Source organism: Hyalangium versicolor (assembly GCF_020103695.1).
Classification (GTDB): Bacteria; Myxococcota; Myxococcia; order Myxococcales; family Myxococcaceae; genus Hyalangium; species Hyalangium versicolor.
Genome location: NZ_JAHXBF010000054.1, coordinates 18,952 through 41,348, shown reverse-complemented (window position 1 = coordinate 41,348; position 22,397 = coordinate 18,952). Strand labels below are relative to the sequence as shown.

The window sequence follows — 22,397 nt, the reverse complement described above, 5'->3', positions numbered from 1 at the left end:
TTAAGCCCTCCAGAGCCGATGGTACTCCGCGGGAAACCGCGTGGGAGAGTAGGTCGCTGCCGGATTTTTTTCTCTTGCGCCCCTGGCGCCCTTCACTGGGCTCCAGGGGCGTTTCTTTTTTTGGGCTTGGTTTCTGCGCCGCTGGCTGACCTGGCGGCCTGCCTCGTACCCCGGTACGGCGAGGAGCGGGCCAGACGAGCGCCAGAATCTTCCCAAGCCCCTGGATTCTCTGGGTAATTTCGGAGTGCAGTGTTGTTTGACGGACCGTTGCTGCTCCGTCTAGAGTCCGTAGGCTCCGCCCGGCATTCCACCGCCTCCGATGGCACCGTTGCTGCCCGGGTCGAGGCGACTCCACGAGATGAAGCGGCCTACCACATTCGGCAAGTACCTGCTCCTCGAGCGCATCAACGTCGGCGGCATGGCCGAAGTGTTCATCGCCAAGGCCTTCGGCGTGGAGGGCTTCGAGCGCTTCCTGGCCATCAAGAAGATCCTCCCGACGATGGCCGAGGACCAGGAGTTCATCACGATGTTCATCGATGAGGCGCGGATCAGCGTTCAGCTGAATCACGCCAACATCGTGCACATCCACGATCTCGGGAAGTACGACGAAACCTTCTACATCGCGATGGAGTACGTCGCGGGAAGGGATCTCCGCACCATTCTCGAGCGCTACCGGCGCCGTAAGGAGATCATGCCGACCGCTCAGGCGGTCTTCATCGCCTCGAAGATGTGCGAGGGACTCGACTACGCGCACCGCAAGAAGGATGCGCGCGGCCAGGATCTCTCCATCATCCATCGCGATGTGTCTCCGCAGAACATCCTCGTCTCGTACGAGGGTGATGTGAAGATCATCGACTTCGGCATCGCCAAGGCCGCCAACCGCGCGCAGAAGACTCAGGCTGGCATTCTCAAGGGCAAGTTCGGGTACATGAGCCCCGAGCAGGTCCGCGGCATGCCCATCGACCGCCGCAGCGACATCTTCGCCGTGGGTGTCATCCTCTACGAGATGCTCACAGGCGAGAAGCTCTTCGTCGGCGAGTCGGATTTCTCCACGCTCGAGGCCGTGCGCAACGCCGAAGTCCCGCTGCCTCGCCAGTTCAATCCGAACATTCCCGCAGGTCTCGAGAAGGTCGTCCTCAAGGCGCTCGCCCGCGAGCCCGAGGAGCGCTACCAGTGGGCGTCGGATCTGCAGGAAGACCTGATGCGCTTCCTCCTCGCTGGGGACGCCATCTACTCCGGCAAGCATCTGTCCTCCTACATGAAGGAGGCTTTCGCCGAAGACATGCTGCGTGAAGCGGAGAAGATGGAGCGCTTCGCAGCCATCGAGAAGCCTGACCAGATCGAATCCTCGGGCGTTACCTCGACTCCTTCGCCGCCGTCGCGCGCGCACCGCAAACCGTCCATGGTCACCCCCGTGGGGCCGCAGCCTTCGCCCCCGGCATCTCGCTCCTCTGCCCAGACTCCGCCGCCCCTCATTCCGCCTCCCTCCGCCGAGGAACTCGCCGAGATGGATGGGGCAGGGGACAAGACCCAGATCGTCGACTCCTCCATGGCCCTCGGCGGTGGAGCGGAGGGCGTGCTCTTCGACGACAGCTCCACTGGCAAGAACGCCAATCCTCTCGAGGACAGCCCCACGGGAGAGACTCCGCTCGATGAGAACGAGACGCTCGATGGTACGGGTAACCCGTTCACCAGCGAGTCCACCATGGCGGCCCCAAGGCCCACCGGTTCGCTGCCCGCCGTTCGTGGCAAGGGGAAGAATGGCGCCAAGCCCCAGGTCGTCATCGGTGACGGCGAACCCGAGAACTTCGGTGGCGCCACCATGATTGGTCCGGCGCCCACTTCTCGCGATGGTGGCGCCGAGAATCGTGATGACGCCGAGGAAGAGGATTCGGACAACAGCGTGAGGCCCGCCAAGGGCCGTTCCGCCAAGGGCCGCTCCCAGAGAGCGGAAGAAGATGAGGCCGAGGAGTCGGATTCCAGCAGCAAGGCCCTGGAAGAAGATGACTCGCCCGTGGTGGGCAAGGCGCCCCCCGCGAAGAAAGCCCCTGCCAAGGCTGGCAAGCCCGCCAAGCCCAGCCCTTCAGGGCCCCGCAAGCCCGTCAATCCCAAGGTCTTCATCGCTGCTGGCGGCGCGGTGCTGTTCCTGGGCGTGATCGGCATCATCGTCGCGGTCACCTCCCGCTCCAGCAGTGGCAGCGTCATGTTCGCTGTAGAGCCTCAGACCGCTCAGGTGGTGCTCCGCGTCGACGGCCAGCCCGTCAAACCGAATTCCGTCATCGATCTCGAGCCCGGCCCGCACCGCGTGGTCGCCGGAGCTCCCGGCTTCGCTCCGCTCGAGCAGTCGATCACCGTCGTCGCGGGCCAGAAGCCTGCCCCCGTTGTCCTGAAGCTGAAGCCCGAGGCCAGCGCAGGTACCGGGGAGCCCGATTCCCAGGAGAAGCCACCTGAGCCCGACAAGGTGGCTCAAGGGGACGGTTCGCCCGACACGCAGGCGAAGAATCCAGGCACTCCTGAGTCCGGTACCAAGAATCCGGAGACTCCCAAGACGCCGCAGGACACTCCCAAGCCTCCCGAGTCCGAGAAGCCGAAGACGTTCGTGGCTCTCTTTGTCGGAGACTCGGGTGCCGAGATCCAGGTCGATGGCAAGTCCGTGGGCCAGACGCCCAATGCCAAGGCCACCAATCTCACCATCGGGAAGACCTACAAGTTCGTCGCTCGCCGCTCCGGCTACAAGACGTACTCGGGTGAGGTTGAGTCCGAAGGCGATACCGAGGTCAAGGTCGAGGTCGCGCTCGAGAAGGAACCTCCCAAGGAAACACCCAAGGAGCCGCCTCCCAAGCCCGTCGAGCACTCCAAGCCGCCGCCTGTCGCGAGCACCCCCAAGGCCTCGACCAAGACGGGCAAGTTCGCCGCGAGCACCAAGCCCGCAGGTGCCCAGATCTGGGTGGATGGCAAGTACTCGGGGCGCGACACCCCCGTGGCCATTGGCAACCCGCTGCTCCTGCCGCTCGGCAACCGCAAGATCGTCTTCAAGCTCAACGGCAAACAGACCAAGCCCCAGACCGTTACCATCACGGACGCCGAAGTGGCCAAGCTGATCGGCGTGCCCATCGAGTGAGCGGGCATCTGTCACCCTCCTCGATTGTTCGATATGGAGGGCCACCGCGGCGGGACTGCTCTCGCTGACGGAGCTTCACGGTAAGGTAAGTCGCCATGCAAACGAAGCCCAGCCGAGTGCCGGCCGAGTCCGGCCCCGCTCCTCAGCCGATCTCGTACCCGACCCGCCGGGAATTTCTCGAGCCCGACTGGCGGCGCATCCCTGCCTACAAGGACGTCTCCGCCGCCGACTGGGAGAGCGCTCTCTGGCAGCGCAAGCACACCATCAAGAACCTGCGCGAGTTCAAGGCCGCCCTGGGTTCCCTCCTCCCCGATGACCTGGCCGAGAGCATCGACCGCGACCAGAAGGAGCGGGCGACCATGTCGCTCCTGCTCCCACCGCAGATGCTCAACACCATGAACCTGGAGGACCTCTGGAGCGATCCGGTGCGCCGCTACATGCTCCCGGCGTTCGCGGACCGCCGCACCGATTGGCCCAACCATCCCAAGGCCAGCCGGGACAGCCTCCATGAGGCCGAGATGTGGGTCGTCGAGGGCCTCACCCATCGCTACCCCACCAAGGTGCTGGCCGAGATGCTGCCCACCTGCCCCCAGTACTGTGGCCATTGCACGCGCATGGACCTGGTGGGCAATGACGTGCCCCAGGTGCACAAGCACAAGTTCGCCATCGGTCCCAAGGAGCGCTACGAGCAGATGCTCGACTACCTGCGCCGCACGCCCACCGTGCGCGATGTGGTCGTGTCCGGTGGCGACATCGCCAACCTGCCCATCCAGCAGCTCGAGCCGTTCGTCAGCTCCCTGATGGACATCCCCAACATCCGGGACATCCGTCTGGCCAGCAAGGGCCTCATGGGCATCCCCCAGCACTTCCTCCAGGACAGCGTCCTCCAGGGGCTGGATCGGCTCGCCAAGAAGTCTATCGAGCGCGGCGTGGACCTGGCGCTCCATACCCACGTCAACAACGCCCAGCAGCTCACTCCGCTCGTGGGCAAGGCTGTGCGTAAGATTCTCGACATGGGCTTCCGCGATGTGCGCAACCAGGGCGTCCTGCTGCGCGGCGTCAATGACAGCGCCCACGCCCTGCTGGACCTCTGCTTCACCCTGCTCGACCACGCCAAGATCCTGCCGTACTACTTCTACATGTGCGACATGATCCCCAACTCGGAGCACTGGCGCCTGTCCGTCGCCCAGGCCCAGAAGCTCCAGCACGACATCATGGGCTACATGCCCGGCTTCGCTACGCCGCGCATCGTCTGTGACGTGCCCTTCGTCGGCAAGCGCTGGGTCCACCAGGTCGCCGAGTACGACAAGGAGAAGGGCATCTCGTACTGGACCAAGAACTACCGCACCGCCATCGAGGCCAATGACCCCGATGCGCTCAATCGCAAGTACGAGTACTTCGATCCCATCGATACCCTGCCCGAGTCCGGCCAGGCGTGGTGGCGGGAGCAGCTCAAGGCCGCGTGATGGACTCGTCCGGCCAGGTTCCCGTGGTTCCAGCGGCAGGCCCTTCGAAGGCTCGGGCCGGCCGCGCCCCTGGGAGTGCGGAAGGGCGCAAGCGCCTGTTTCCTCATGCCACCGATGCGGAGTGGGGTGATTGGCGCTGGCAGCAGCGCCACGCCGTCCGCAACCTCGAACAGCTCGAGCGCTATGTGTCGCTCACGGCCAGCGAACGCGCCGGCGTTCAGGAGACGGCCTCGCTGTTCCGCATCGGCATCAGCCCGTACTACCTGTCCCTCATCGACCCGGAGCATCCGTTCTGCCCCGTGCGCATGCAGTCCATTCCCGTGCGCGAGGAGGCGCGCATCCGCCCCGGTGAGCTGGCTGACCCGCTGGGAGAGGACAAGACGCGCCCCGAGGAGGCCATCGTCCATAAGTATCCGGACCGCGTGCTCTTCCTCGCGCTGGATACCTGTTCCGTCTACTGCCGCCACTGCACCCGCCGCCGCATCACCAAGGGCGGGGAGGCCGAACTCAGCAAGGAGCAGATGCGCCGCGGCATCGAGTACATCCGCAACCATCCCGAGGTGCGGGATGTGCTCGTCTCCGGCGGCGATCCGTTCCTCCTCAGCGACACACGTCTGGAAGAGCTGCTCGCGCCGCTTCATGAGATCCCCCATGTGGAGATGATCCGCATCGGGACTCGCGTGCCGGTGTGTCTGCCCATGCGTGTCACCGATTCGCTCGCGCGCACGCTGCGGCGCTATGCGCCCCTCTACGTGGTGACCCACTTCAATCACCCCAAGGAAATCACTCCCGAGGCCAGTGAGGCCTGTGAACGCCTGGTGGACCACGGCATCCCCGTCGAGAACCAGACCGTGCTCATGCGCCAGCTCAACTCGGATGCGCGCATCATCCAGGAGCTGAATCACGCCCTGCTGCGCATCCGCGTCCGGCCGTACTACCTCCACCAGATGGATGTCGCCGAAGGGTGCGAGCATCTGCGGACCCCCATCGCGAAGGGCGTCGAGATCCTTCAGCAACTCCGCGGCTACACCACCGGGCTCGCGGTGCCGCACCTCGCAGTGGACCTGCCCGGCGGTGGCGGCAAGGTCACCCTCCAGCCCGACTATGTCGTGGAGCGCGGAGAACGGGAGACGATCTTCCGCAACTTCAAGGGCCAGCAGTACGCCTACCCCGAGCCCCAGGAAGTCGACTGCTCCTGCCCCTATGACGAGGTGTGGCGGTCCCGGCCTCGCTGAGGCCCCGCCGGTTACTTCTTCTTCTTCGACTTCTTTCCGTGGGATGGGGCCGGAGCCGCTGGCGCAGCCTCCTCGACGGGGACTGTGGCGTCTCCCGCGGGCATCGCCTCGAGGCCTTCCTCGCTCGCCGGCAGGCCTTCCTCTACCTCCACCACATCATCCCCCGTCGACTCCAGCACCACCGGGTTCTCGTCGCTGAAGCCCCGCTGGACGGGGATCTGGTCGGGGGGCAGGCCCTCCTCCTCGATCCGCTTCTTCTCGGCCGCCTTGGCGTCTCGCGCCGCCTGGGCCGCCTTCGCTTCGTCGTCCAGCTTCTTCTCTTCCCGGGCGACGGCCGCGCTCTCCTCTCGGCCCATCCTGGCAACGTGACGCGAGTACTCCTTGTCCGAGACCCCGTGCTTCTCCAGCACCGCCATGCCCGCCGCTTGCTGCTCCCTCGCCGCCTGGCCGCGCTCCTCGTTGCTCATTTCCGAGGGCTTCCGGTTGCCGTAGGCCGCGTTCACCTTGGCCTGAGAGGCCTGCTCGTCCCGCCGGATCTCCGCGATCTTCTGCGGCGTGAGGTCCTCTTGCGCCATGGCCAGCCCCGGCACGGCGAGCCAGGAGGCGACGAGCAGGACAGACGTTGGGCGGGGCATGACGGCTCCTCGAAGGTTGCCTCAATCTAGGGGGGGGAGGGGTACCCGGGCAATCCGCTCGTTGGCCGACTCCCTTCATTCAGCCGTTCTGGCACCGCGTACAGCCCGAGTTCGCCTGGGCGCACTGCTCCCGTGCCTGGATGCAACGCGGCGGAAGGTCCGTCCGGTCCGGGTGGGCGTCCACCATCCCACACAGCTCCTCTCCCACCGCGCACGTCTGCCGGGCCACCGCGCACCGTTCCACGCAGGACAGGTTCTCGGACTCCTCCTTCAGCCGTAACTCCTCGAGCCGCGCCGAGGCGTCGTCGATTCGCGAGTCGTCCGTTCCGGCCACCCGTTCCACCTGCTTGGGACAGCCAGCGAGCACCAGGGCCAACAGGGCAAGGCTGCAAGCGCGCATGGCCTTCCCTTATGCGCCTCCTCCAGCCTCGTCCAGCGCGCTCAGCGCCCCGAGGGAAGGAAGCGGGGTGGGGGTGTCGGGGGATCTGGAGGGCGTGTCCAGTAGAACCAGGCGGCCAGTGCCAGCAGCAGCCCCACCGCCACCCGTCGCAGCAGGTCTTCCCGCTGGCGACGGGGCGAGGCGGACTCCGCGCGCTCGGCGGCATCGAGGGCCGATTCAACCTCTGGGCCCACCGCCAGCAGTCTCCGGCAGAGCGCCACCGTGTCCACCAGGGCCGGGCTCACCGGGGCCGTCTCCCGCTCCAGCGCCGCCGTGAGCTGACGGGCCCAGGCGGCTTCCTCCTCGGCGCTCCCCGGCGGGCGGGCACTTCCTCCTGCCGTCGCAGTCAGTGACAGCGCCTCCCGCAGCAGGTTCACCGAGAGTGCCTCCGGCGTCACTCCATAGAAGGCAGCACTCGCGTCGAGGGGCGCTCTCTGGACCAGGCGTCTCCGGAGCAGCGCGGCCGGGCGGGGGGGCAGGTCTCGCAGCAGGGTTCCAATCGCGGTGGGAGCCAGCTGTGAGGGATCGAAGGCGGGGGGCATCGGCACATCAGTCTCCCTCATCCGCTGGCCGTTTTCTTGAGCCGCGATCGGAGGCTCCTACACTCTGGACCATGCTGTTGCGCCCTGTTGCACTGCTCCTCGTCCTGCTCACGGCTTCGCCCTCGCTCGCGGTGGAGACGATGCGCATCGCCATGAGCGAAGGCAAAGACGAGGTCCTGCTGAGCGGCCAGGGGCTGGCCATGGGGATGGATGTCGAGGAGGCCTCCTTCCAGTCGCTCGGCAAGAGCCGCGTGACGGTGCGGAGGCGTGGACGGAAGCTCGAGCTCAATGGGGCTCCCATCGTCGGAGACGCCGTGCGCTTCCGCGCCGGCTGGGTGTCCGATGACGCCGGTGTCCCCGGGGATGCTCCCATCCGCGCCGGGGACATGGAGGTCCGGGGAGACGTCGTCGTGCGCCTGTACCGGGATGGTCTGCAGCTCATCAATGTCATCCCCTTGGAGGACTACCTCGCGGCGGTGCTCGGCAGCGAGATGCCCGTCTCCTTCCCGCTGGAGGCCCTCAAGGCCCAGGCCGTGGCCTCCCGCACCTATGCCCTCCAGAAGAAGCTCGAGGCCTACGGGAGCGCCTTCTACATGGGCAGCAGCGTGCTCCATCAGGTGTACGGCGGCGTCAACAGTGAGGACTCGCGCACCCGTGCCGCCGTGGAGGCCACTCGGGGCGAGGTGCTTACCTATGAACTCGCGCCCATCGAGGCCTACTTCCATGCCTCGTGCGGCGGACACACCGAATCCGGCCAGGCTGCGCTCCAGCGCGATCTTCCCTACCTCCAGGCCGTCGATTGCCCCTGTGGAAAGCTTCCCGCCAGCCGATGGACCGCTACCGTGAGCGAGCAGGAACTCCGCGAGGCGCTCGAAGGCTCTCCCGACGGACTGCGCATCGCCGGCCGCACCGCCACGCATCGGGTCACTCGCGTGGCCACCGCCGGTGGGGTCTCCCTGGACGGCGCCCGCTTCCGCCAGCGCCTGGGCTACACCAAGCTCAAGAGCCTGGATTTCGAGGTGGAGCGCACCTCGCGCGGCTACCAGTTCACTGGCCGGGGCTATGGCCATGGCGCCGGGCTGTGCCAGTGGGGCTCCAAGGTGCTCGCGGAGGGCGGCTGGAGCTACAAGGAAATCCTCTCCCACTACTACCCGGGGGCCGAGCTCCAGCAGCTCTACTGAGTTCGGTTTCGGGGCGGCACCGAGGCTGCTACAAGCCCCCCTCGTGTCGTCCCGTCTCTCCGACTATGACTTCGAGCTGCCCGAGGCCCAGATCGCCCAGAAGCCCCTGGGCACGCGTGATGCGTCGCGCCTCATGACCGTGAGCCGGGCCTCTGGCGCCTGGGAGCACCGCCAGTTCTCGGACCTGCCCGGGCTGCTGCGGCAGGGTGATCTGCTCGTCCTCAACGATGCGCGCGTCATCCCCGCCCGGTTGCTCGGCGCCAAGGCGGGCACCGGCGGTCGGGTGGAGCTGCTCGTCGTCCGTCCCGCCGCCAGCACGCTGACTTCGACTGCGCTCGCCCAGGCTCCCGAGGCCAGTGATTGGCTGTGTCTCGGACAGGCCTCCAAGGGCCTCAAGCCCGGGGCCCGGATCGACTTCCCAAGCGGACTGCAGGCCGAGGTGCTCGAGGCGTTCGGGGGCGGCGAGTACCGGGTGCGCTTCCATGCACCTCCGGGCGCTTCGTTCCAGGAACTGCTGGCCCAGGCCGGCCGGTTGCCGCTGCCCCCCTACATCACCCGCGAGCCGGATGCCGCGGACGCCGAGCGCTATCAGACCGTCTACGCTCGCTCCTCTGGCTCCGTGGCCGCGCCCACCGCAGGGCTGCACTTCACCGAGGCCACCTTCTCGGCCCTGGAGGCCCGAGGCATCCAGCGCGCCATGGTGACGCTCGATGTGGGGCCGGGCACCTTCCTCCCCGTGCGCGAAGAGGAACTCGACAAGCACAAGATGCACCCGGAGCGCTACGGCGTCTCCGAGGAGACGGCCGCCGCCGTCAACGCCGCCAAGGCCGAGGGCCGCCGCGTCATCGCGGTGGGCACCACGGTGGTGCGCACGCTGGAGTCCGCCACGGATCCCCAGACAGGCCACCTGCGCGCCGGAATGGGAGACACCGTGATCTTCATCCGCCCGGGCTTCACCTTCCGCCAGGTGGACGCGCTGCTCACCAACTTCCACCTGCCGCGCTCCACGCTGGTCATGCTGGTGAGCGCCCTGTTGGGCCGGGAGCGCGCCCTGGCGGCCTACCGCGAGGCAGTGAGCGCGGGTTATCGGTTCTTCTCGTATGGCGATGCCATGCTGGTGACGGAGTAAGCGATGGGCGAGCAGAAGGGCAGGGGAGACACCCGGGTGGCACCGAGCCTGGTGCGCTTCGAGTTGCTCCACGAGGACTCGGGTTCCAAGGCGCGGCGCGGCCGCGTGCACACCCCTCACGGACCCGTGGAGACTCCCATCTTCATGCCCGTGGGCACCGTGGGCAGCGTCAAGGCCGTGGGCCCGGACGATCTGCTCACCCTGGATGCGCAGATCATCCTTGGCAACACCTACCACCTCATGCTCCGGCCCGGAGAGGCGCTCGTGGGCGAGATGGGCGGCCTGCACCGCTTCATCTCCTGGAATCGGCCCATGCTCACCGACAGCGGCGGCTTCCAGGTCTTCAGCCTCGCCGAGAAGCGCAAGATCACCGAGGAGGGCGCCGCCTTCCAGTCCCACCTGGACGGCTCGCGCCAGATGCTCACCCCCGAGCGCTCCATCGACATCCAGGAGACGCTCGGCGCCGACATCATCATGGCCTTCGACGAGTGCCCGCCCGCACAGTCCGAGCGCTCGTACATGGAGCAGTCCATGGCCCGCACCACGCGCTGGCTCCACCGCTGCGCCAAGGCCTGGAGCCGCGAGCGCTCCTCCCTCTTCGGCATCGTCCAGGGCGGACTCCACGAGGACCTGCGCCGCTCCCACGCCGAGCAAGTCTGCGCCGTGGACCTGCCGGGCTACGCGCTCGGGGGCTACTCCGTGGGGGAAACCCCCGAGGCCATGCACGCCGGCGTCGCCTACTCCGCGCCCCTGCTGCCGCGTGACAAGCCGCGTTATCTGATGGGCGTGGGCACCCCGGTGGATCTCGTCACCTGCGTGGAGGCCGGCGTCGACATGTTCGATTGCGTCCTGCCCACCCGCTGCGCCCGCAACGGCCTGCTCTTCACCTCCGAGGGCAAGGTCGTCATCCGCAATGCCGTGTACGCCAAGGACCCACGTCCGGTGGACCCCGCGTGCTCCTGCTACACCTGCCGGACGTTCAGCCGGGCGTACCTCCGCCACCTCTTCGTGGCCCAGGAGATCCTCGCCATGCGGCTCAACACGCTGCACAACCTGCACTACTTCCTGGGCCTCATGGCCCAGGTGCGCCGCGCCATCTCCGAGGATCGCTATGCCACCTTCGCCCGCGAGTTCCGTGCCCGTGCGGCGGATCAGGAGGCCGAGCGCACCCGCGCTCGCTGAGCACGGGGGACGGCGAGGTGTTGGGAAGGGCCCGCAACCTCCTGCGTTCACTTGCTCACGAAGGAGGCTACTGCTAAGAGGCGCACCCTTCTGGGTCGACCTTTGCCCACACCCGGGTCGGGGTCGGGTCCGAACCTTTCCAAGCGACGAGGCCGTACGTGGCAGACAGCTTCCTGATTCTGGCGCAGGCTGCGGCCGGAGGGGCCAACCCTCTGGTCAACATGGGCTTCATCGCCCTCCTGGTGGCCATCATGTACTTCGTGATGATCCGGCCCCAGCAGAAGCAGGCGAAGACCCACCGCGAGCTGCTCGCGGGGCTCAAGAAGGGCGACGAGGTCGTCACCCAGGGTGGCATCCTGGGCAAGATCCAGGTCGTCTCCGAGCAGACCGTGACGCTGGAGGTGGCCAACGGGGTGCGCATCCGCGTGCTCAAGCGGTCCATCTACGCCAAGGGTTCGGTCACTGATGACGCTCAGGGCGCAGCCAAGCCCGAGGACAAGAAGGAGGAGAAGTAATGGACCGCGGCTGGTGGTGGAAGTTCGGGATGATCGTCGCGGTGACGCTGGCGACGCTGTGGTTGCTCATTCCCACGTATGTCTCGCTGGTGCAGATGACTCCGGCGGAGCGCAACAACATCGCCCTGCTCCAGCAGAAGCTGGACGCGTGGAAGATCGCGCCCCCCGCCAAGTACCGTCTGAACCTGGGACTGGACCTGCAGGGCGGCATCCACATGGTGATGCGTGTGGACACCAAGACGGCGCTGCAGAAGCGCACCGAGCGCCGCGGCCAGCAGATCGGGCGCTGGGTCTCCCAGGACAAGAAGATCGGCGAGGTGACCACGGACACGGATCCCGAGCAGCTGCAGCTGACGCTGACGGCCAAGGATCCGGGCACCATGGATGCCATCGAGAAAGAGGTGCTCAACACCTTCACCGACTTCACCAAGGTGAGCCGCGACGGCGCCAAGCTGGTGCTGGCCCCGGACGAGAGCCAGGTGACGCGCTTCGAGCAGGAGTCCGTGGACCAGGCGATGCTCGTCATCCGCAACCGCATCGACAAGTGGGGCGTGGCGGAGCTGGACGTGCGCAAGCTGGGCACGGACTCGATCCAGATCTCCCTGCCGGGCCGTTCGGATCCGGAGCAGGCCAAGGAGCTGGTGGGCACCACCGCGCAGCTCGAGTTCCGAATGGTGGATGACACCAACCCGGCCTTCTTCCAGGAGATGTTCAACAAGACGCCGCCTCCCGCCGAGGCCGGCATCACTGTCATCAGCGAGGAGGGCTTCCCGCAGCTGTCGAGCCCCAACCGCGTGCCGCTGCTGGACTACGTAAAGGGCAAGGTGCCGGAAGGCCGCCAGGTGCTGCTGGAGTGCGTGGCCAACCCACTGAAGAAGAACGAGTGCCTGTCCTACCGCACCTACCTGGTGAGCCGCGAGGTGCCGCTCACCGGTGAGAGCCTGGAGAGCGCCAGCGCCAACATCAGCCAGATCAACGAGCCCGAGGTGAACATCACCTTCGACGCGGCTGGTGCGCGCGAGTTCGAGCACCTCACCGAGGCCAGCGTCGGCAAGCGCATGGCGATCGTCCTGGACGACTACGTGCACTCGGCGCCGCGCATCAACGAGAAGATCGGCGGAGGCAGCGCGCGCATCACCATGGGCCGCGCGGGTGGCAAGTCGTTCGACGAGTGGTTCCAGGAGGCCAACACGCTGGCGCTGGTGCTGAAGGCGGGCGCGCTGCCGGCCCCGGTGACGGTGGGCGAGATCCGGCAGGTGGGTGCCTCGCTGGGTGAGGAGCTCGTCAAGAAGGGCAGCCTGGCGGCGCTGGTGGGCCTGGCGCTCGTGGTCCTCTTCATGGCCGTCTACTACAAGAAGACGGGCCTCATCGCGGACGTGGCGCTGCTGCTCAACGGCCTGCTCATCCTCGCCGGCCTGGCGCTCTTCAACGCCACGCTGACGCTGCCGGGCATCGCCGGCTTCGTGCTCACGCTGGGCATCGCGGTGGACGCCAACGTGCTCATCAACGAGCGCATCCGCGAGGAGCTCGATCACGGCAAGACGGCGCGGCAGGCGGTGGACCAGGGCTATGACCGCGCGTTCTGGACCATCTTCGACGCGCACGTGACGACGCTGATCGCCGGCTTCATCCTCTTCGCCACGGGCACGGGCCCCATCCGCGGGTTCGCCACGACGCTCATCGTCGGCCTGCTGGCGTCGCTGTTCACGTCCATCGTCGTGACGCGCGTCATCACCACCTACTTCGTCCACGGCCGGAACGCCCAGACGGTCTCGGTCTGAGAAAGGGACGCCATGCGCCTCATCAAGCACAAGACGAACATCGACTTCATCGGCAAGCGCAAGGTTGCCATCTTCGCGTCGACGCTCATCAACCTGGCGATCATCATCGGCATCGCCACGGTGGGCTTCAACTTCGGCGTGGACTTCGCGGGCGGTACGGTGGTGGAGCTGAGGTTCAACCAGCCCATCTCCGCGGCCGACGTGCGCAAGCGCGCCGAGGATGGCGGGTTGCATGACGTGTCGGTGCAGAACATCGGCTCGTCGGACGAGAACACCTTCCTCCTTCGCATGGGCGGCGTCACGCAGCTCACCCTGGAGAACGCCGAGAAGGCCAAGGCCTCCATCACCGCGCTCGGCAACGTGAAGAACGTCTACCCGGACCTGTCCAACGGCATCATCAACGTCCGTGCGACCAGCGCGCTGTCGACCGATGCCATCAAGCAGGCCGTGGAGGCCTCCGGCACGGGAGTGCAGGAAATCCGCACGCTGCCTTCGGCACAGGGCGGCGGGGTGGATTACCAGGTGGTGGCCAGCGGCATGGCCGACAAGGTGAAGGCCGCGCTGGGCAAGGGCTTGTCGGCTCCGGACTTCCAGGAGCGCCGCGTGGACTATGTGGGTCCGCAGGTCGGCAAGCAGCTGCGCAACAAGGGCATCGCGGCCCTGGTGTACGCCATGGTGGCCATCCTCATCTACGTGGCGTTCCGGTTCGACTTCAAGTTCGGCCCGGGCGCGCTGCTCGCCATGCTCCACGACGTGGTGATGGTGGCCGGCTTCTATCTGGTGAGCCGGCGCGAGTTCAACCTCACCGCCATCGCGGCGCTGCTCACGATCATCGGCTACTCGGTCAACGACACGATCGTGATCTACGACCGAATCCGCGAGGACATGGGCAAGTACAAGGGCAAGCCGCTGCCCGAGGTCATCAACATCGCCGTCAACGACACCCTGGCCCGTACGCTGCTCACCTCGCTCGTGACGGCGCTGTCGCTGGTCGGTCTGCTCATCTTCGGCGTGGGAGAGATCTGGGACTTCGCCATGGCGATGCTCGTGGGTATCGTCGTGGGCACCTACTCGTCCGTGTACATCGCCAGCCCGCTGACGATCTGGCTGGATGAGCGCGCCGCTGCCCGTGAGGCCCGCGGCAAGGGTGACATGAAGCCCAAGACGGCCTAGCCCGCTTCTCCGGGTTCCCCTGGAGGCGTATAGGGCCCTCCTCCCCCAGTGGGAGCGAGGGCCCTCGCTTTTTCAGATAGGGGGCAGAAGTGCGCGGCTGGGTTCCGCTAGAATGCCTCGGCGATGACCCAGGCTCCGACCCACGTCACCGACTGTCCGCTCGATCGTGTTCGTCCCCCGGATTCCTCCACTCGCAGTATCGGGCCCGTCATCGCGGTCGACCTGGGCACGACGAACTGCCGGGTCGCGGCCATCCAGGGCTTCAACCCGGTGTGCATCCCCGCGGAGCGCTCGGAGGGCTCGCCCTCCGTCGTGGCGCTCGGGCCGGGTGGGCGCATCCTGACCGGGCACCCGGCTCGGGGACAGCAGGCCGCCAACCCCGCACTGGCCGTGTGGGGCATCAAGGGGCTCATGTCCGCGCCGTACGGGGACAAGAAGGTGAAGTGGCTGTACGACCAGCTCCGTTGCAAGGTGGTGAAGGGGGATGATGGGTTCCCCGCGGTGGTGCTCGGGGACCGGACGTTTCCCGCGCGCGAGCTGGCGGCCCTGCTGCTGATCGAGGCCCGGGAGCGGGCTCAGAACTTCCTGCGTCAGCCCGTGCACCGGGTGGTGCTCACACAGCCTCCCACTCGCAAGGATGACCCGCTGAACCAGCTCATGGCGGCTGCTGCCGCGCTGGCCGGGATGCATGTGGAGCGCACCATCTCCGAGCCCACGGCCGTGGCGCTGGGGGCTTTTGGGAAGCACAAGGGCAAGCCGGAGCGCACGGCCATGGTGTGTGACTGGGGTGGGGGGCGTTTCCAGGCTTCGCTCGTGCGGTACGCGGCGCGGCAGTGCCAGGTGCTGGGCACCGAGGGCAACGTGGCCCTGTGCGGCGCCGAGCTGGACAAGCGCGTGCTGGACCTGCTGATGCGCAAGCTCCCCACGGGGGTGAAGCTGGCTGGGGATGCGAACAACCCCGCCGCGCTCTACCGGGTGGCCGGGGCGGCCGAGTACGCGAAGATCCAGCTGTCCACGCAGACGGAGACACGGGTGCGTGTGCCCTTCGCCGTCATGGTGGGCAACCAGGTCGGGGACTTCGATGTGACGCTGTCTCGCGCTGAGCTGGATGGACTGGCCAAGCCCTTGATCGATGCGGGGCTGAAGATGTGCGAACAGATCATGTCCCAGAAGTCGATGTTCCCTGGAGACGTGGACGAGGTGCTGCTGGTGGGTGAGCAGTGCCGGATGCCCCTGTTCCAGCAGCGGGTGAAGGAGTTCTTCGTCGGCGCTCCCGCGTACCTGGATGAGCCGGGGCCCTCCGTGGTGCTGAGTGCCGCGAGGCTGGGCTCCTCCACTAGCACTCCGCCGCCGTCCGGCCCCGTCAAACGCTGAGGGGCCTGTAGACGCTGCTGCGTCCTCTCAGAACGGCGAGGCGCCCTCGGTGACTGGACGGCCCACGCCGTTCAGCGCGAAGGCCGTCCTCCAGCTCAGGACCTCGAAGGCCTGGCGGTTGCTGAACTCGCCACCCGTGGGCTTCGGCGAGGGCGGTGGATCCTCCGTGATGTTCGCGACGGCATTGCTCGACGTCGACAAGGGGACGCGCGGCGCTCCGGACTGGAGGTTCAAGCAGGGGTTGAAGGCAATGGTGGCTCCCTCCTTGCCCGGCAGCAGCGCCGTGGTGGCCGTGTAGACCGTCACCGGGATGCTCGCCGCTTCGAACTTCTGGAAGGCCTGCTGCCGCGTCGGCTCCTTGCCGCTGAGCAGGAAGGTGAACTTCGAGGACTTCGTGTCCACGCCCAGGGCGACGTACGCGCCCGTTGCCTGGCACACCCCCACGACGATGTGGGTCGATGCGGGGAGGTCCGGCACCGGGCCTCGGTCCGAGATGACCTGCTCGGCGGGAGACTTGGGGACGCTCTCATCCGACGGGACAGTCGTGCCTCCTCCGGTCCGGGAGCCCGTCCCCAGGACGGCGCATCCGCTCAGGCTCGGCGCCGGGAGGGTGGGAAGCAGCGTGTTCTTCATGGTGTCTCTCCTTGAGGTGGAACCACGGGGAATGAAACCGAGTCATTCGAAGACGAGCACAGCGCGCACCCAGCTCTCGGGGTTGTCGCGCAGCCACTCCAGGCGCACGTCCCGGAGTGCTGTTGCCGGGCTCTGGCCGGAGCGGATCCGGTTTTGCACCGCGACGAAGAAGGGCCCTGCCTCCGCGTCGGGGATGTCCACGGTGGCCGCCAGCACCGCCCTTGCCCCTGCCTCCAGGAAGGCCACTGGGAGGCTGAAGGGCTCGTGGAGGTGGTGGGCCGTGTGCGCGGCCCTGCAGGCGGCCAGGGTGATGAGCGGATGTCCCCGCAGCGGGTGCGAGCGCACCTCTCCCGCGGTGAGCGCATAGCGGCCACTGGCTTCCGGAGAGAGCACCAGCAGCGACGCATCCGAGAGGGTGGGGTTGATCAACCCGTGTGCATGGACTTCGACTTCCGTCGCCTCGGTCATGGCCTCGAGCACGCGGCTCGGAGTGGCCGCCGCGCCAGAGAGCACGGTGAAGCCCTCGCCCGCGGGCTCCCAGGCGCCCAGGCGCGGCAGGCCCAGAGCGGGAGGCGCCTCGACATCCTTCACCACCAGCCGCCGGGACGGCACCGGGGCGAGCGGAGGGCTGGAGGTACGAGGCGTGAGATAGCGCCAGGCCACGTCATCCGGCAGCAGCCCCGCGCGGCCATGCAGCGGCGGACGGGCCAGCACGCTCACCTGATCGCAGGCGCGCAGCGCCGAGGCGAGTTCCTGGGGCACGATGCCGCGCCCGTCCTCGCCCAGAGGCTCCCGCCGACTCTCATCATAGCGAGTCTCCAGGCGCCCCTCAGGGCCGAGCGCCAGGGCCAGCGTGCGCTCCCGGTCCACGGTGACGGCCAGCAGGCAGAGCGTGGGCAGTGTGCTGCCTGCCTCCTCGCCCAGGAGCGAGAGCACCCGGGGCCACTCGCCCGCCTTCCCTGCCGTCATCAGGAGGGCGGTGTAGCTGTAGGTCCGGGCCTCGCGTGCCTCGGCGCTGGTACGGGGCAATTGCTCCGTCTCGGCGATGGTGTGTCGCAGCAGTTCCTCGCCGCGAGCACGGTCCTGCTCGAGCAGCAGGCGCCCCTCGCTGTGCGACAGCAGCGCAAGCTCGCCCGGATCGATGCCCCCCGAACGGCGCAGGGCCTCCAGGGCGGCGGGCATCTGCGAATCCTGCCCGGGCTCCGGACGCAGGCGCGCGAGCTCGGACAGGGCCAGGGCCCCCACGGTGGACTTGAGGCGGCCGCAGCTCAGCCCTTCGCGTATGGCCGCGCGCGCGTCTTCAATGCGCAGGTCTTCCAGCAGGGCCATGGCGTCGTTGGATCGCACGAACTGGCGGATGGCGCAGTCCTCCGGGAAGTGTGCCAGCGCATCGTCCAGCAGCGCCCGGGCCAGCACGTTCTGTCCCTGCAACCGAGCCAGTTGCCCCAACTGGAGGTGGAGATCGTTCTCCGAGGGCCAGATGCCACTGCGCTCGTAGAATCCGCGGGCCTCCTGCATGCTGCGCGTGGCCTCGGGCAGCCACCAGAGCCGGCGGTAGACCATGCCCAGCCGTTCCAGGAGCGTGCCGCAGCGGTAGGCCAGGGTTCCTTCCCGGCACTGCCTCGTCGCCGCCAGCAGGATCTGCTCGGCCTGGAACAGCTCGCCCCGGACGATGGCGGCCTTGGCTCGCTCGTGCTCGGCGATCAGGTGGAACCACGGGTCACGGCTCTGCTCGGCCAGCCGCGCGTATGCCTCTACGTCCTTGCCCACTTCGCCGGCGAACAGAAGCGTGCCCATGAGGAGGTCCACCTCTCCCGTGGCCCGTAGCTTCGCGAGGTACGCGGGCATGCCTCCGGGCACGGGCTCATACTGGAAGACGAACCGGTAGAGCGCGGCCAGGGGCGCACGGCGCTGGAAGTCCCGCGCCTCGGCCCAACGCACGGCGTCTCGCAGCGCGCTGCCCCCAAAGTGGGCATCGAGTGTCTCTGCCACCGGCCACAGTTCTCGCAGCCGCTGCGTGTCCGGCGCGGCGCGGATGGCGTCATACAAGTAGAGGCGGTAGAGGTCGGGCCTGGCCTGGAGTTCCTCGACGGGAACGCTCCCTCGTTCCAGCACGAGCGCCCGGCCCGCGCGTGTCGCGTCGTTCCATCGCTGCTGCTCGACACGAAGTCGCTCGCGCATGGCCTGCCCGCGTGTCCGCGCCTCGTCCGCCCAGCCAAGCTCGCCTTGAGCGGCCACGGCCTCGAAGGCTTCGGCCGACAGCGCCCACAACTCCAACTCCCGCAGCGCCAGCCCGCGGTTCCACAGCGCCTGGGTGAAACGAGGACGCCCCTGAAGGGCTTCGTCCAGCAACTCGAGCGCCCCCGCCGAGTTGCCCTTCAGCAGCGCCAGCACTGCCCGATCATTGTCCACCTCGGGCGACGCGCCCGCCTTCTCCAGGTAGGAGGCCGCCAGCTCCGGCGCACCGCGCAGCAGGCACGCGGCCGCCAGCCCGCGCAGATCCCCCTGCGCCTCCATTCGAGCGAGCACCTCCAGTGGCACGTCCAACGCCGTGCCCCCCGAGCCTCGGGCCACCGCGTGGTAGGGGCGATGGAGATCCGCACCGGGGTGGCTCAGCCGGGCCTCCAGCGTGCGCGTGGACTCTGGCGAGAGCCACGAGGCCTCCCACTGCCCCGAGCCTCGGCGCCATCCCCTCCAGCCCAGCACGGTGGCCACCACCAGGAGCCCCATGACAGGCAGCCCTAGGGCCAGCCGCCAGCCGCTTCCCGCCGTCCACCCGTCCTTCAAAACCAGCTCCCCCCCTGTATGGCTGCCACCGCTCATGCCCCTAAAACGGAGCCGGTGCCGGATCTTCCCGGCCTGACGCACCGCTCAGTGGCAGTCAACACCCTGGCAGATGTTGTTTTCGCAGTTCAGGCCCCTGACGCAGGCTTCTCCTATCCCGGGATCCCGGGGTAACGGTGAGCACTCGCCAAACCTGCAACTTCCGCCGGGGCACTCGAAGTCGAGGGTGCAGGCGTTCGAATTCTCCTGGGGCGAGGTCTGTGCCGACGACTGCACCGGCGTGGTTACACAGCCCACCAATAAACCCAGGAGCGGCAGGAGTGATCGTGTCATGTCACCAAGACCCTCAGTGCGCCAAGAGGTTAGCAGGGCTCGGTGGTGCGCGGAGGTGGAACATGGCGCACGGCACCGGAAGGCCCTGGCCCCTTCCTGGCCTCGGCGATGGGGCTAGGCGACGAGGCGCCCCGCCTGGGCGAGCCGGAGCAGGCCGGCGCGGGCCTCGGACCACTGCCGCGTCAGCGCCTCGGACGGCTCGCCGATCCTGCTCGTTGCGTCGAGCAGGGGGAATGGCGAGGCCGCGGCGCGGGGGCTGGGCGAGCGATCGGCCGTCGGGAGGATCGTGGTCATCCCTGTCTGGGCCTGGCGTTCGACACGCACGATGCCGTCGGGCCAGCGCTCGACGAGGGCATTGACGACGGTCGCGACCGCGGCCTGCGGCAGTTGCTGCTCGGTCACCTCGGCCCACCGCACCAGGACCGCGAGCCCGCGCAGCACGTCATAGAAGTAGAAGCGCGGGAACGTGAGCGCGCGCCAGGCCGCCGCCGAGTTGCGCTCCTTGGCGTTGTGCACGGTCCGTGAGCCGTGGATGAGGGCACGATCGATCAGGAAGCCCCCAGCGCGAGCAACAAAGGCACGCTGCTCGCTCGCCCCGGCTCCGCCGAGCAGCATGGCCTCGAGCGGCGCGACAGTCCCGACCATCGAACTCGGGCACTCGCCGGTCTGGAGGTACGCGGTGTCGTCGCAGTTGAGGCCACCATCGGCCATCTGGTACCGCACGAACCAGGGTTTGACCCAAGGCAGCGCGCGCTCGACGTCGATGCCAGACGCGGCCAGCACCGGGTACATCGTGCCGAGGGCGCAATGGCAGGCACAGTCGCGCTGCGTGTCGGCGCCCGGAGCATCGCTCGGGTGGATTGGGAAGAGGTGCAAGAGGCGATCGATCCTCGCGGCCATCGCAGCGGAAGCGCGCGCCGGAATCTGACGTGCTTCGCCGAGTTCGTGGAGCAACAGCATGTGCCACCACGGGGAGTTCCACTTGGGCCAGTACGGATCGAGTTCGATGCCGCGCAGCGCCGCATCCGAGCCGAGGAATGCGATGGAATCGGCAATCCCGCGCTCGAACTCTGAGGTCCGAGGCGGAGTGGGACTGGGAACAGCGGCAAGCTTCTCGAGATCGATCATCATCCGTGACCTTGACTCAGCAGATCCTTCTTGTCACGGTTCCATGATCACTAAAGCCAGAGGAGTCCCATGTTCGTATTCTCCACCAATCGCGGGGTTCCGATTCAACCCAGTATGCCAAACAGCGCGGAGCTTCTGTGGATGGAACTCGAGAACGGTAACATCTATCTGGATACTGACGATCGATGCCAGTACCTGACCCGCCAGGATGGCCTCATGAATGATGGCTCGCATAGCGAGGAGGTTCCCATTCGCCTGACCAAGACCCGCGTCGTGGTGGGCGTCATCCATCTTCATTGGGACAGTCGACGCAATCTGACCTTCATGCATGCCAAGGAGAGCATGGTGGGTCCCAAGCTCTACGACATTCCCTTCCGCGAGGAGACGTGGAGCAAGATTGTCAGGGAAAAGATTCAGTAGAAACGCATAGACATACATGCGTGGCGAAGCAGGCAACATCGTCACGCATGTTTCGGAGGCAGGGGCGTCGCGGTGAAGACGCCGTCAGGATCGTACGCAGCCTTGGCGGCCAGCAGTCGGCCGGTGTTCGGACCATAGGCGTCGGCGATCTGGTCGGAGTGCTCGGGTCCGAGGAGGTTCGGGTAACCGCCAGGGAGTGCGTGGGGCCGCAGGAGTTCCGCGGCCTCGTCCGCCCAGCGGCGGTGTTCAGTGCCATCGCCCGTCGGCCACGAAGCGATGAGTTCGACCATGAAGTGCTCACCGCGATACCCAAACGCCGTGTCGGAGATGGCAACGCGGGTCGCGGTGCCGTGGAAATGGTGGATGCTGATGGTGCTCAGTGGAGACGTTCGCGCCTCACCTGCGGTGACCAGCGCTGAGACTGCATCCCGTGTCAGGGCGGAGAGATTGCGGGTACGGATGAAGTAACGCCGGCCGTCGGCGGCGAAGAGTTGGTCGTTGCGCCGCAACGGCTCCGCATACGGCACGCGCTCGACCCTCGACATGATGGGAGCGCCGAGTGCCTCGATGCGCGCCACCCAGTGCAGGCCCTCGTCATCGTCACCGCACCACGTGGGGTTGACGAACACGACCGGTGGATTGTCGGGAATGCTGACGACGCCCAGGTGCATCGTGAGCGCGTCCGGTGCTGTCCGAGCGAGTTCGGCGTAGCGCCCGAGAACGTCGCGAGCCTGCCCGAACGGAAAGAGGACCGATCCGGCGAGCACCGTGGTGAAAGGGTGCAGCCTCAACCGCATGGAGGTCACGACGCCGAAGTTGCCGCCGCCGCCACGCAGCGCCCAGAACAGTTCGGGCTCGTGTTGCGCGTCGGTGGTCACCACGCGCCCGTCGGCGAGCACGATTTCAGCACCGAGCAGGTTGTCGAGCGAGAGGCCGGCCGCTCCACAGAGCGGGCCGTAGCCGCCCCCGAGCGTCATGCCAGTCATTCCGACCGCGCCGACGGTCCCGGTCGCGGCCACCTGGCCGGTGGGCGCCGCCGCGGCGATGAGGTCGGCTGCGGTCGCTCCGCCACTGACGATGGCCGTGTCGCCCTCCACCTGGACGTCCCGCATGGCGCGCAGATCGACGACCAGACCTCCTGGTCGGATGGCACGGCCCGCCCAGTCGTGTCCGCCTCCCAGCACGGAGAGCAAGAGTCCGTCGGCGCGGGCCCGCCGGATCGCGTCCCGGACGTTTTCCACCGTGCTGCACGGAATAACGCGCGCGGGCTGATGGGTCGCTGCACCGTTCCAGATCGTCACCGGGATTGGCTTCATGCTCACTCAA

Annotated in this window: 18 protein-coding genes and 1 rRNA gene; 12 read left to right on the top strand and 7 right to left on the bottom strand. The window is 67.4% G+C overall.

Features of this window, described 5'->3' with window-relative positions:
• The 4 genes from rrf to KY501_RS51635 all read left to right on the top strand — a co-directional run.
• A 5S ribosomal RNA gene (gene rrf / locus KY501_RS54595) occupies positions 1-65 on the top strand; the annotation flags it as partial.
• A gap of 293 nt (positions 66-358) precedes the next feature.
• A complete protein-coding gene (locus KY501_RS51645) occupies positions 359-3,121 on the top strand; it encodes a serine/threonine protein kinase (RefSeq protein ID WP_224372980.1) in 2,763 nt (920 codons plus the stop codon).
• Positions 3,122-3,216: 95 nt separating this feature from the next.
• Positions 3,217-4,587 carry a KamA family radical SAM protein gene (locus tag KY501_RS51640; RefSeq protein WP_224372979.1) on the top strand — a complete coding sequence of 457 codons (1,371 nt, stop codon included), beginning with the start codon at positions 3,217-3,219 and terminating at the stop codon, positions 4,585-4,587.
• On the top strand, positions 4,587-5,822 hold the full coding sequence (locus KY501_RS51635) for a KamA family radical SAM protein (protein ID WP_224372984.1): 1,236 nt from the start codon (positions 4,587-4,589) through the stop codon (positions 5,820-5,822). Before KY501_RS51640 ends, KY501_RS51635 begins: the two co-directional genes overlap by 1 nt.
• Positions 5,823-5,833: 11 nt before the next feature.
• Here the strand turns inward: KY501_RS51635 and KY501_RS51630 are convergent, their stop codons facing one another.
• The 3 genes from KY501_RS51630 to KY501_RS51620 all read right to left on the bottom strand — a co-directional run bounded on the left by KY501_RS51630 (position 5,834) and on the right by KY501_RS51620 (position 7,438).
• Positions 5,834-6,457, bottom strand: a complete 624-nt coding sequence (locus tag KY501_RS51630; protein ID WP_224372978.1) for a hypothetical protein — start codon at positions 6,455-6,457, stop codon at positions 5,834-5,836.
• Between the two features lie 79 nt (positions 6,458-6,536).
• Positions 6,537-6,857, bottom strand: coding sequence for a hypothetical protein (locus tag KY501_RS51625; protein WP_224372977.1), 321 nt, complete (start codon positions 6,855-6,857; stop codon positions 6,537-6,539).
• 41 nt (positions 6,858-6,898) lie between these two features.
• Positions 6,899-7,438, bottom strand: coding sequence for a hypothetical protein (locus KY501_RS51620; protein ID WP_224372983.1), 540 nt, complete (start codon positions 7,436-7,438; stop codon positions 6,899-6,901).
• Between the two features lie 74 nt (positions 7,439-7,512).
• On the opposite strand from KY501_RS51620, the gene KY501_RS51615 reads away from it, so the two are divergent.
• The 7 genes from KY501_RS51615 (at position 7,513) to KY501_RS51585 (ending at position 15,773) form a co-directional block, all read left to right on the top strand.
• Entirely contained in the window at positions 7,513-8,619 is a 1,107-nt protein-coding gene (locus KY501_RS51615) for a SpoIID/LytB domain-containing protein (protein WP_224372982.1), read from the top strand.
• Positions 8,620-8,662: 43 nt separating this feature from the next.
• Positions 8,663-9,748: a tRNA preQ1(34) S-adenosylmethionine ribosyltransferase-isomerase QueA gene (gene queA / locus KY501_RS51610; RefSeq protein WP_224372976.1), complete on the top strand. Its 1,086-nt coding sequence runs from the start codon at positions 8,663-8,665 to the stop codon at positions 9,746-9,748.
• Positions 9,749-9,751: 3 nt separating this feature from the next.
• Positions 9,752-10,930, top strand: a complete 1,179-nt coding sequence (gene tgt / locus KY501_RS51605) for a tRNA guanosine(34) transglycosylase Tgt (RefSeq protein ID WP_224372975.1) — start codon at positions 9,752-9,754, stop codon at positions 10,928-10,930.
• Positions 10,931-11,088: 158 nt separating this feature from the next.
• The gene (gene yajC / locus KY501_RS51600) at positions 11,089-11,445 is read left to right on the top strand and encodes a preprotein translocase subunit YajC (RefSeq protein ID WP_224372974.1); all 357 of its coding nucleotides are present in this window, start codon (positions 11,089-11,091) and stop codon (positions 11,443-11,445) included.
• Positions 11,445-13,226, top strand: coding sequence for a protein translocase subunit SecD (gene secD / locus KY501_RS51595; protein ID WP_224372973.1), 1,782 nt, complete (start codon positions 11,445-11,447; stop codon positions 13,224-13,226). Before yajC ends, secD begins: the two co-directional genes overlap by 1 nt.
• A gap of 12 nt (positions 13,227-13,238) precedes the next feature.
• A complete protein-coding gene (gene secF, locus KY501_RS51590; RefSeq protein WP_224372972.1) occupies positions 13,239-14,399 on the top strand; it encodes a protein translocase subunit SecF in 1,161 nt (386 codons plus the stop codon).
• 123 nt (positions 14,400-14,522) lie between these two features.
• The gene (locus KY501_RS51585) at positions 14,523-15,773 is read left to right on the top strand and encodes an Hsp70 family protein (RefSeq protein ID WP_224372971.1); all 1,251 of its coding nucleotides are present in this window, start codon (positions 14,523-14,525) and stop codon (positions 15,771-15,773) included.
• A 27-nt stretch (positions 15,774-15,800) separates the two neighbouring features.
• Here KY501_RS51585 and KY501_RS51580 read toward each other — a convergent pair whose 3' ends face one another.
• From KY501_RS51580 to KY501_RS51570, 3 genes are all read right to left on the bottom strand, one after another.
• A complete protein-coding gene (locus KY501_RS51580; protein WP_224372970.1) occupies positions 15,801-16,406 on the bottom strand; it encodes a hypothetical protein in 606 nt (201 codons plus the stop codon).
• Positions 16,407-16,448: 42 nt separating this feature from the next.
• Positions 16,449-19,193 (bottom strand): CHAT domain-containing protein, encoded by a 2,745-nt coding sequence (locus KY501_RS51575; protein WP_224372969.1) that lies wholly within the window; start codon positions 19,191-19,193, stop codon positions 16,449-16,451.
• 444 nt (positions 19,194-19,637) lie between these two features.
• On the bottom strand, positions 19,638-20,654 hold the full coding sequence (locus KY501_RS51570) for a hypothetical protein (RefSeq protein ID WP_224372968.1): 1,017 nt from the start codon (positions 20,652-20,654) through the stop codon (positions 19,638-19,640).
• A 66-nt stretch (positions 20,655-20,720) separates the two neighbouring features.
• Between KY501_RS51570 and KY501_RS51565 the strand changes: the two genes are divergently transcribed.
• The gene (locus KY501_RS51565) at positions 20,721-21,071 is read left to right on the top strand and encodes a hypothetical protein (protein WP_224372967.1); all 351 of its coding nucleotides are present in this window, start codon (positions 20,721-20,723) and stop codon (positions 21,069-21,071) included.
• 41 nt (positions 21,072-21,112) lie between these two features.
• Here KY501_RS51565 and KY501_RS51560 read toward each other — a convergent pair whose 3' ends face one another.
• Positions 21,113-22,387, bottom strand: coding sequence for an FAD-binding oxidoreductase (locus tag KY501_RS51560; protein WP_224372966.1), 1,275 nt, complete (start codon positions 22,385-22,387; stop codon positions 21,113-21,115).
• Between the last annotated feature and the right edge of the window lie 10 nt (positions 22,388-22,397).

Coding starts and splice junctions, on each gene's coding strand:
- KY501_RS51645 (WP_224372980.1), top strand. CDS start 359: ATGAAGCGGCCTACCACATTCGGCAAGTACCTGCTCCTCGAGCGCATC.
- KY501_RS51640 (WP_224372979.1), top strand. CDS start 3,217: ATGCAAACGAAGCCCAGCCGAGTGCCGGCCGAGTCCGGCCCCGCTCCT.
- KY501_RS51635 (WP_224372984.1), top strand. CDS start 4,587: ATGGACTCGTCCGGCCAGGTTCCCGTGGTTCCAGCGGCAGGCCCTTCG.
- KY501_RS51630 (WP_224372978.1), bottom strand. CDS start 6,457: ATGCCCCGCCCAACGTCTGTCCTGCTCGTCGCCTCCTGGCTCGCCGTG.
- KY501_RS51625 (WP_224372977.1), bottom strand. CDS start 6,857: ATGCGCGCTTGCAGCCTTGCCCTGTTGGCCCTGGTGCTCGCTGGCTGT.
- KY501_RS51620 (WP_224372983.1), bottom strand. CDS start 7,438: ATGCCCCCCGCCTTCGATCCCTCACAGCTGGCTCCCACCGCGATTGGA.
- tgt (WP_224372975.1), top strand. CDS start 9,752: ATGGGCGAGCAGAAGGGCAGGGGAGACACCCGGGTGGCACCGAGCCTG.
- secD (WP_224372973.1), top strand. CDS start 11,445: ATGGACCGCGGCTGGTGGTGGAAGTTCGGGATGATCGTCGCGGTGACG.
- secF (WP_224372972.1), top strand. CDS start 13,239: ATGCGCCTCATCAAGCACAAGACGAACATCGACTTCATCGGCAAGCGC.
- KY501_RS51585 (WP_224372971.1), top strand. CDS start 14,523: ATGACCCAGGCTCCGACCCACGTCACCGACTGTCCGCTCGATCGTGTT.
- KY501_RS51580 (WP_224372970.1), bottom strand. CDS start 16,406: ATGAAGAACACGCTGCTTCCCACCCTCCCGGCGCCGAGCCTGAGCGGA.
- KY501_RS51570 (WP_224372968.1), bottom strand. CDS start 20,654: ATGATGATCGATCTCGAGAAGCTTGCCGCTGTTCCCAGTCCCACTCCG.
- KY501_RS51565 (WP_224372967.1), top strand. CDS start 20,721: ATGTTCGTATTCTCCACCAATCGCGGGGTTCCGATTCAACCCAGTATG.
- KY501_RS51560 (WP_224372966.1), bottom strand. CDS start 22,387: ATGAAGCCAATCCCGGTGACGATCTGGAACGGTGCAGCGACCCATCAG.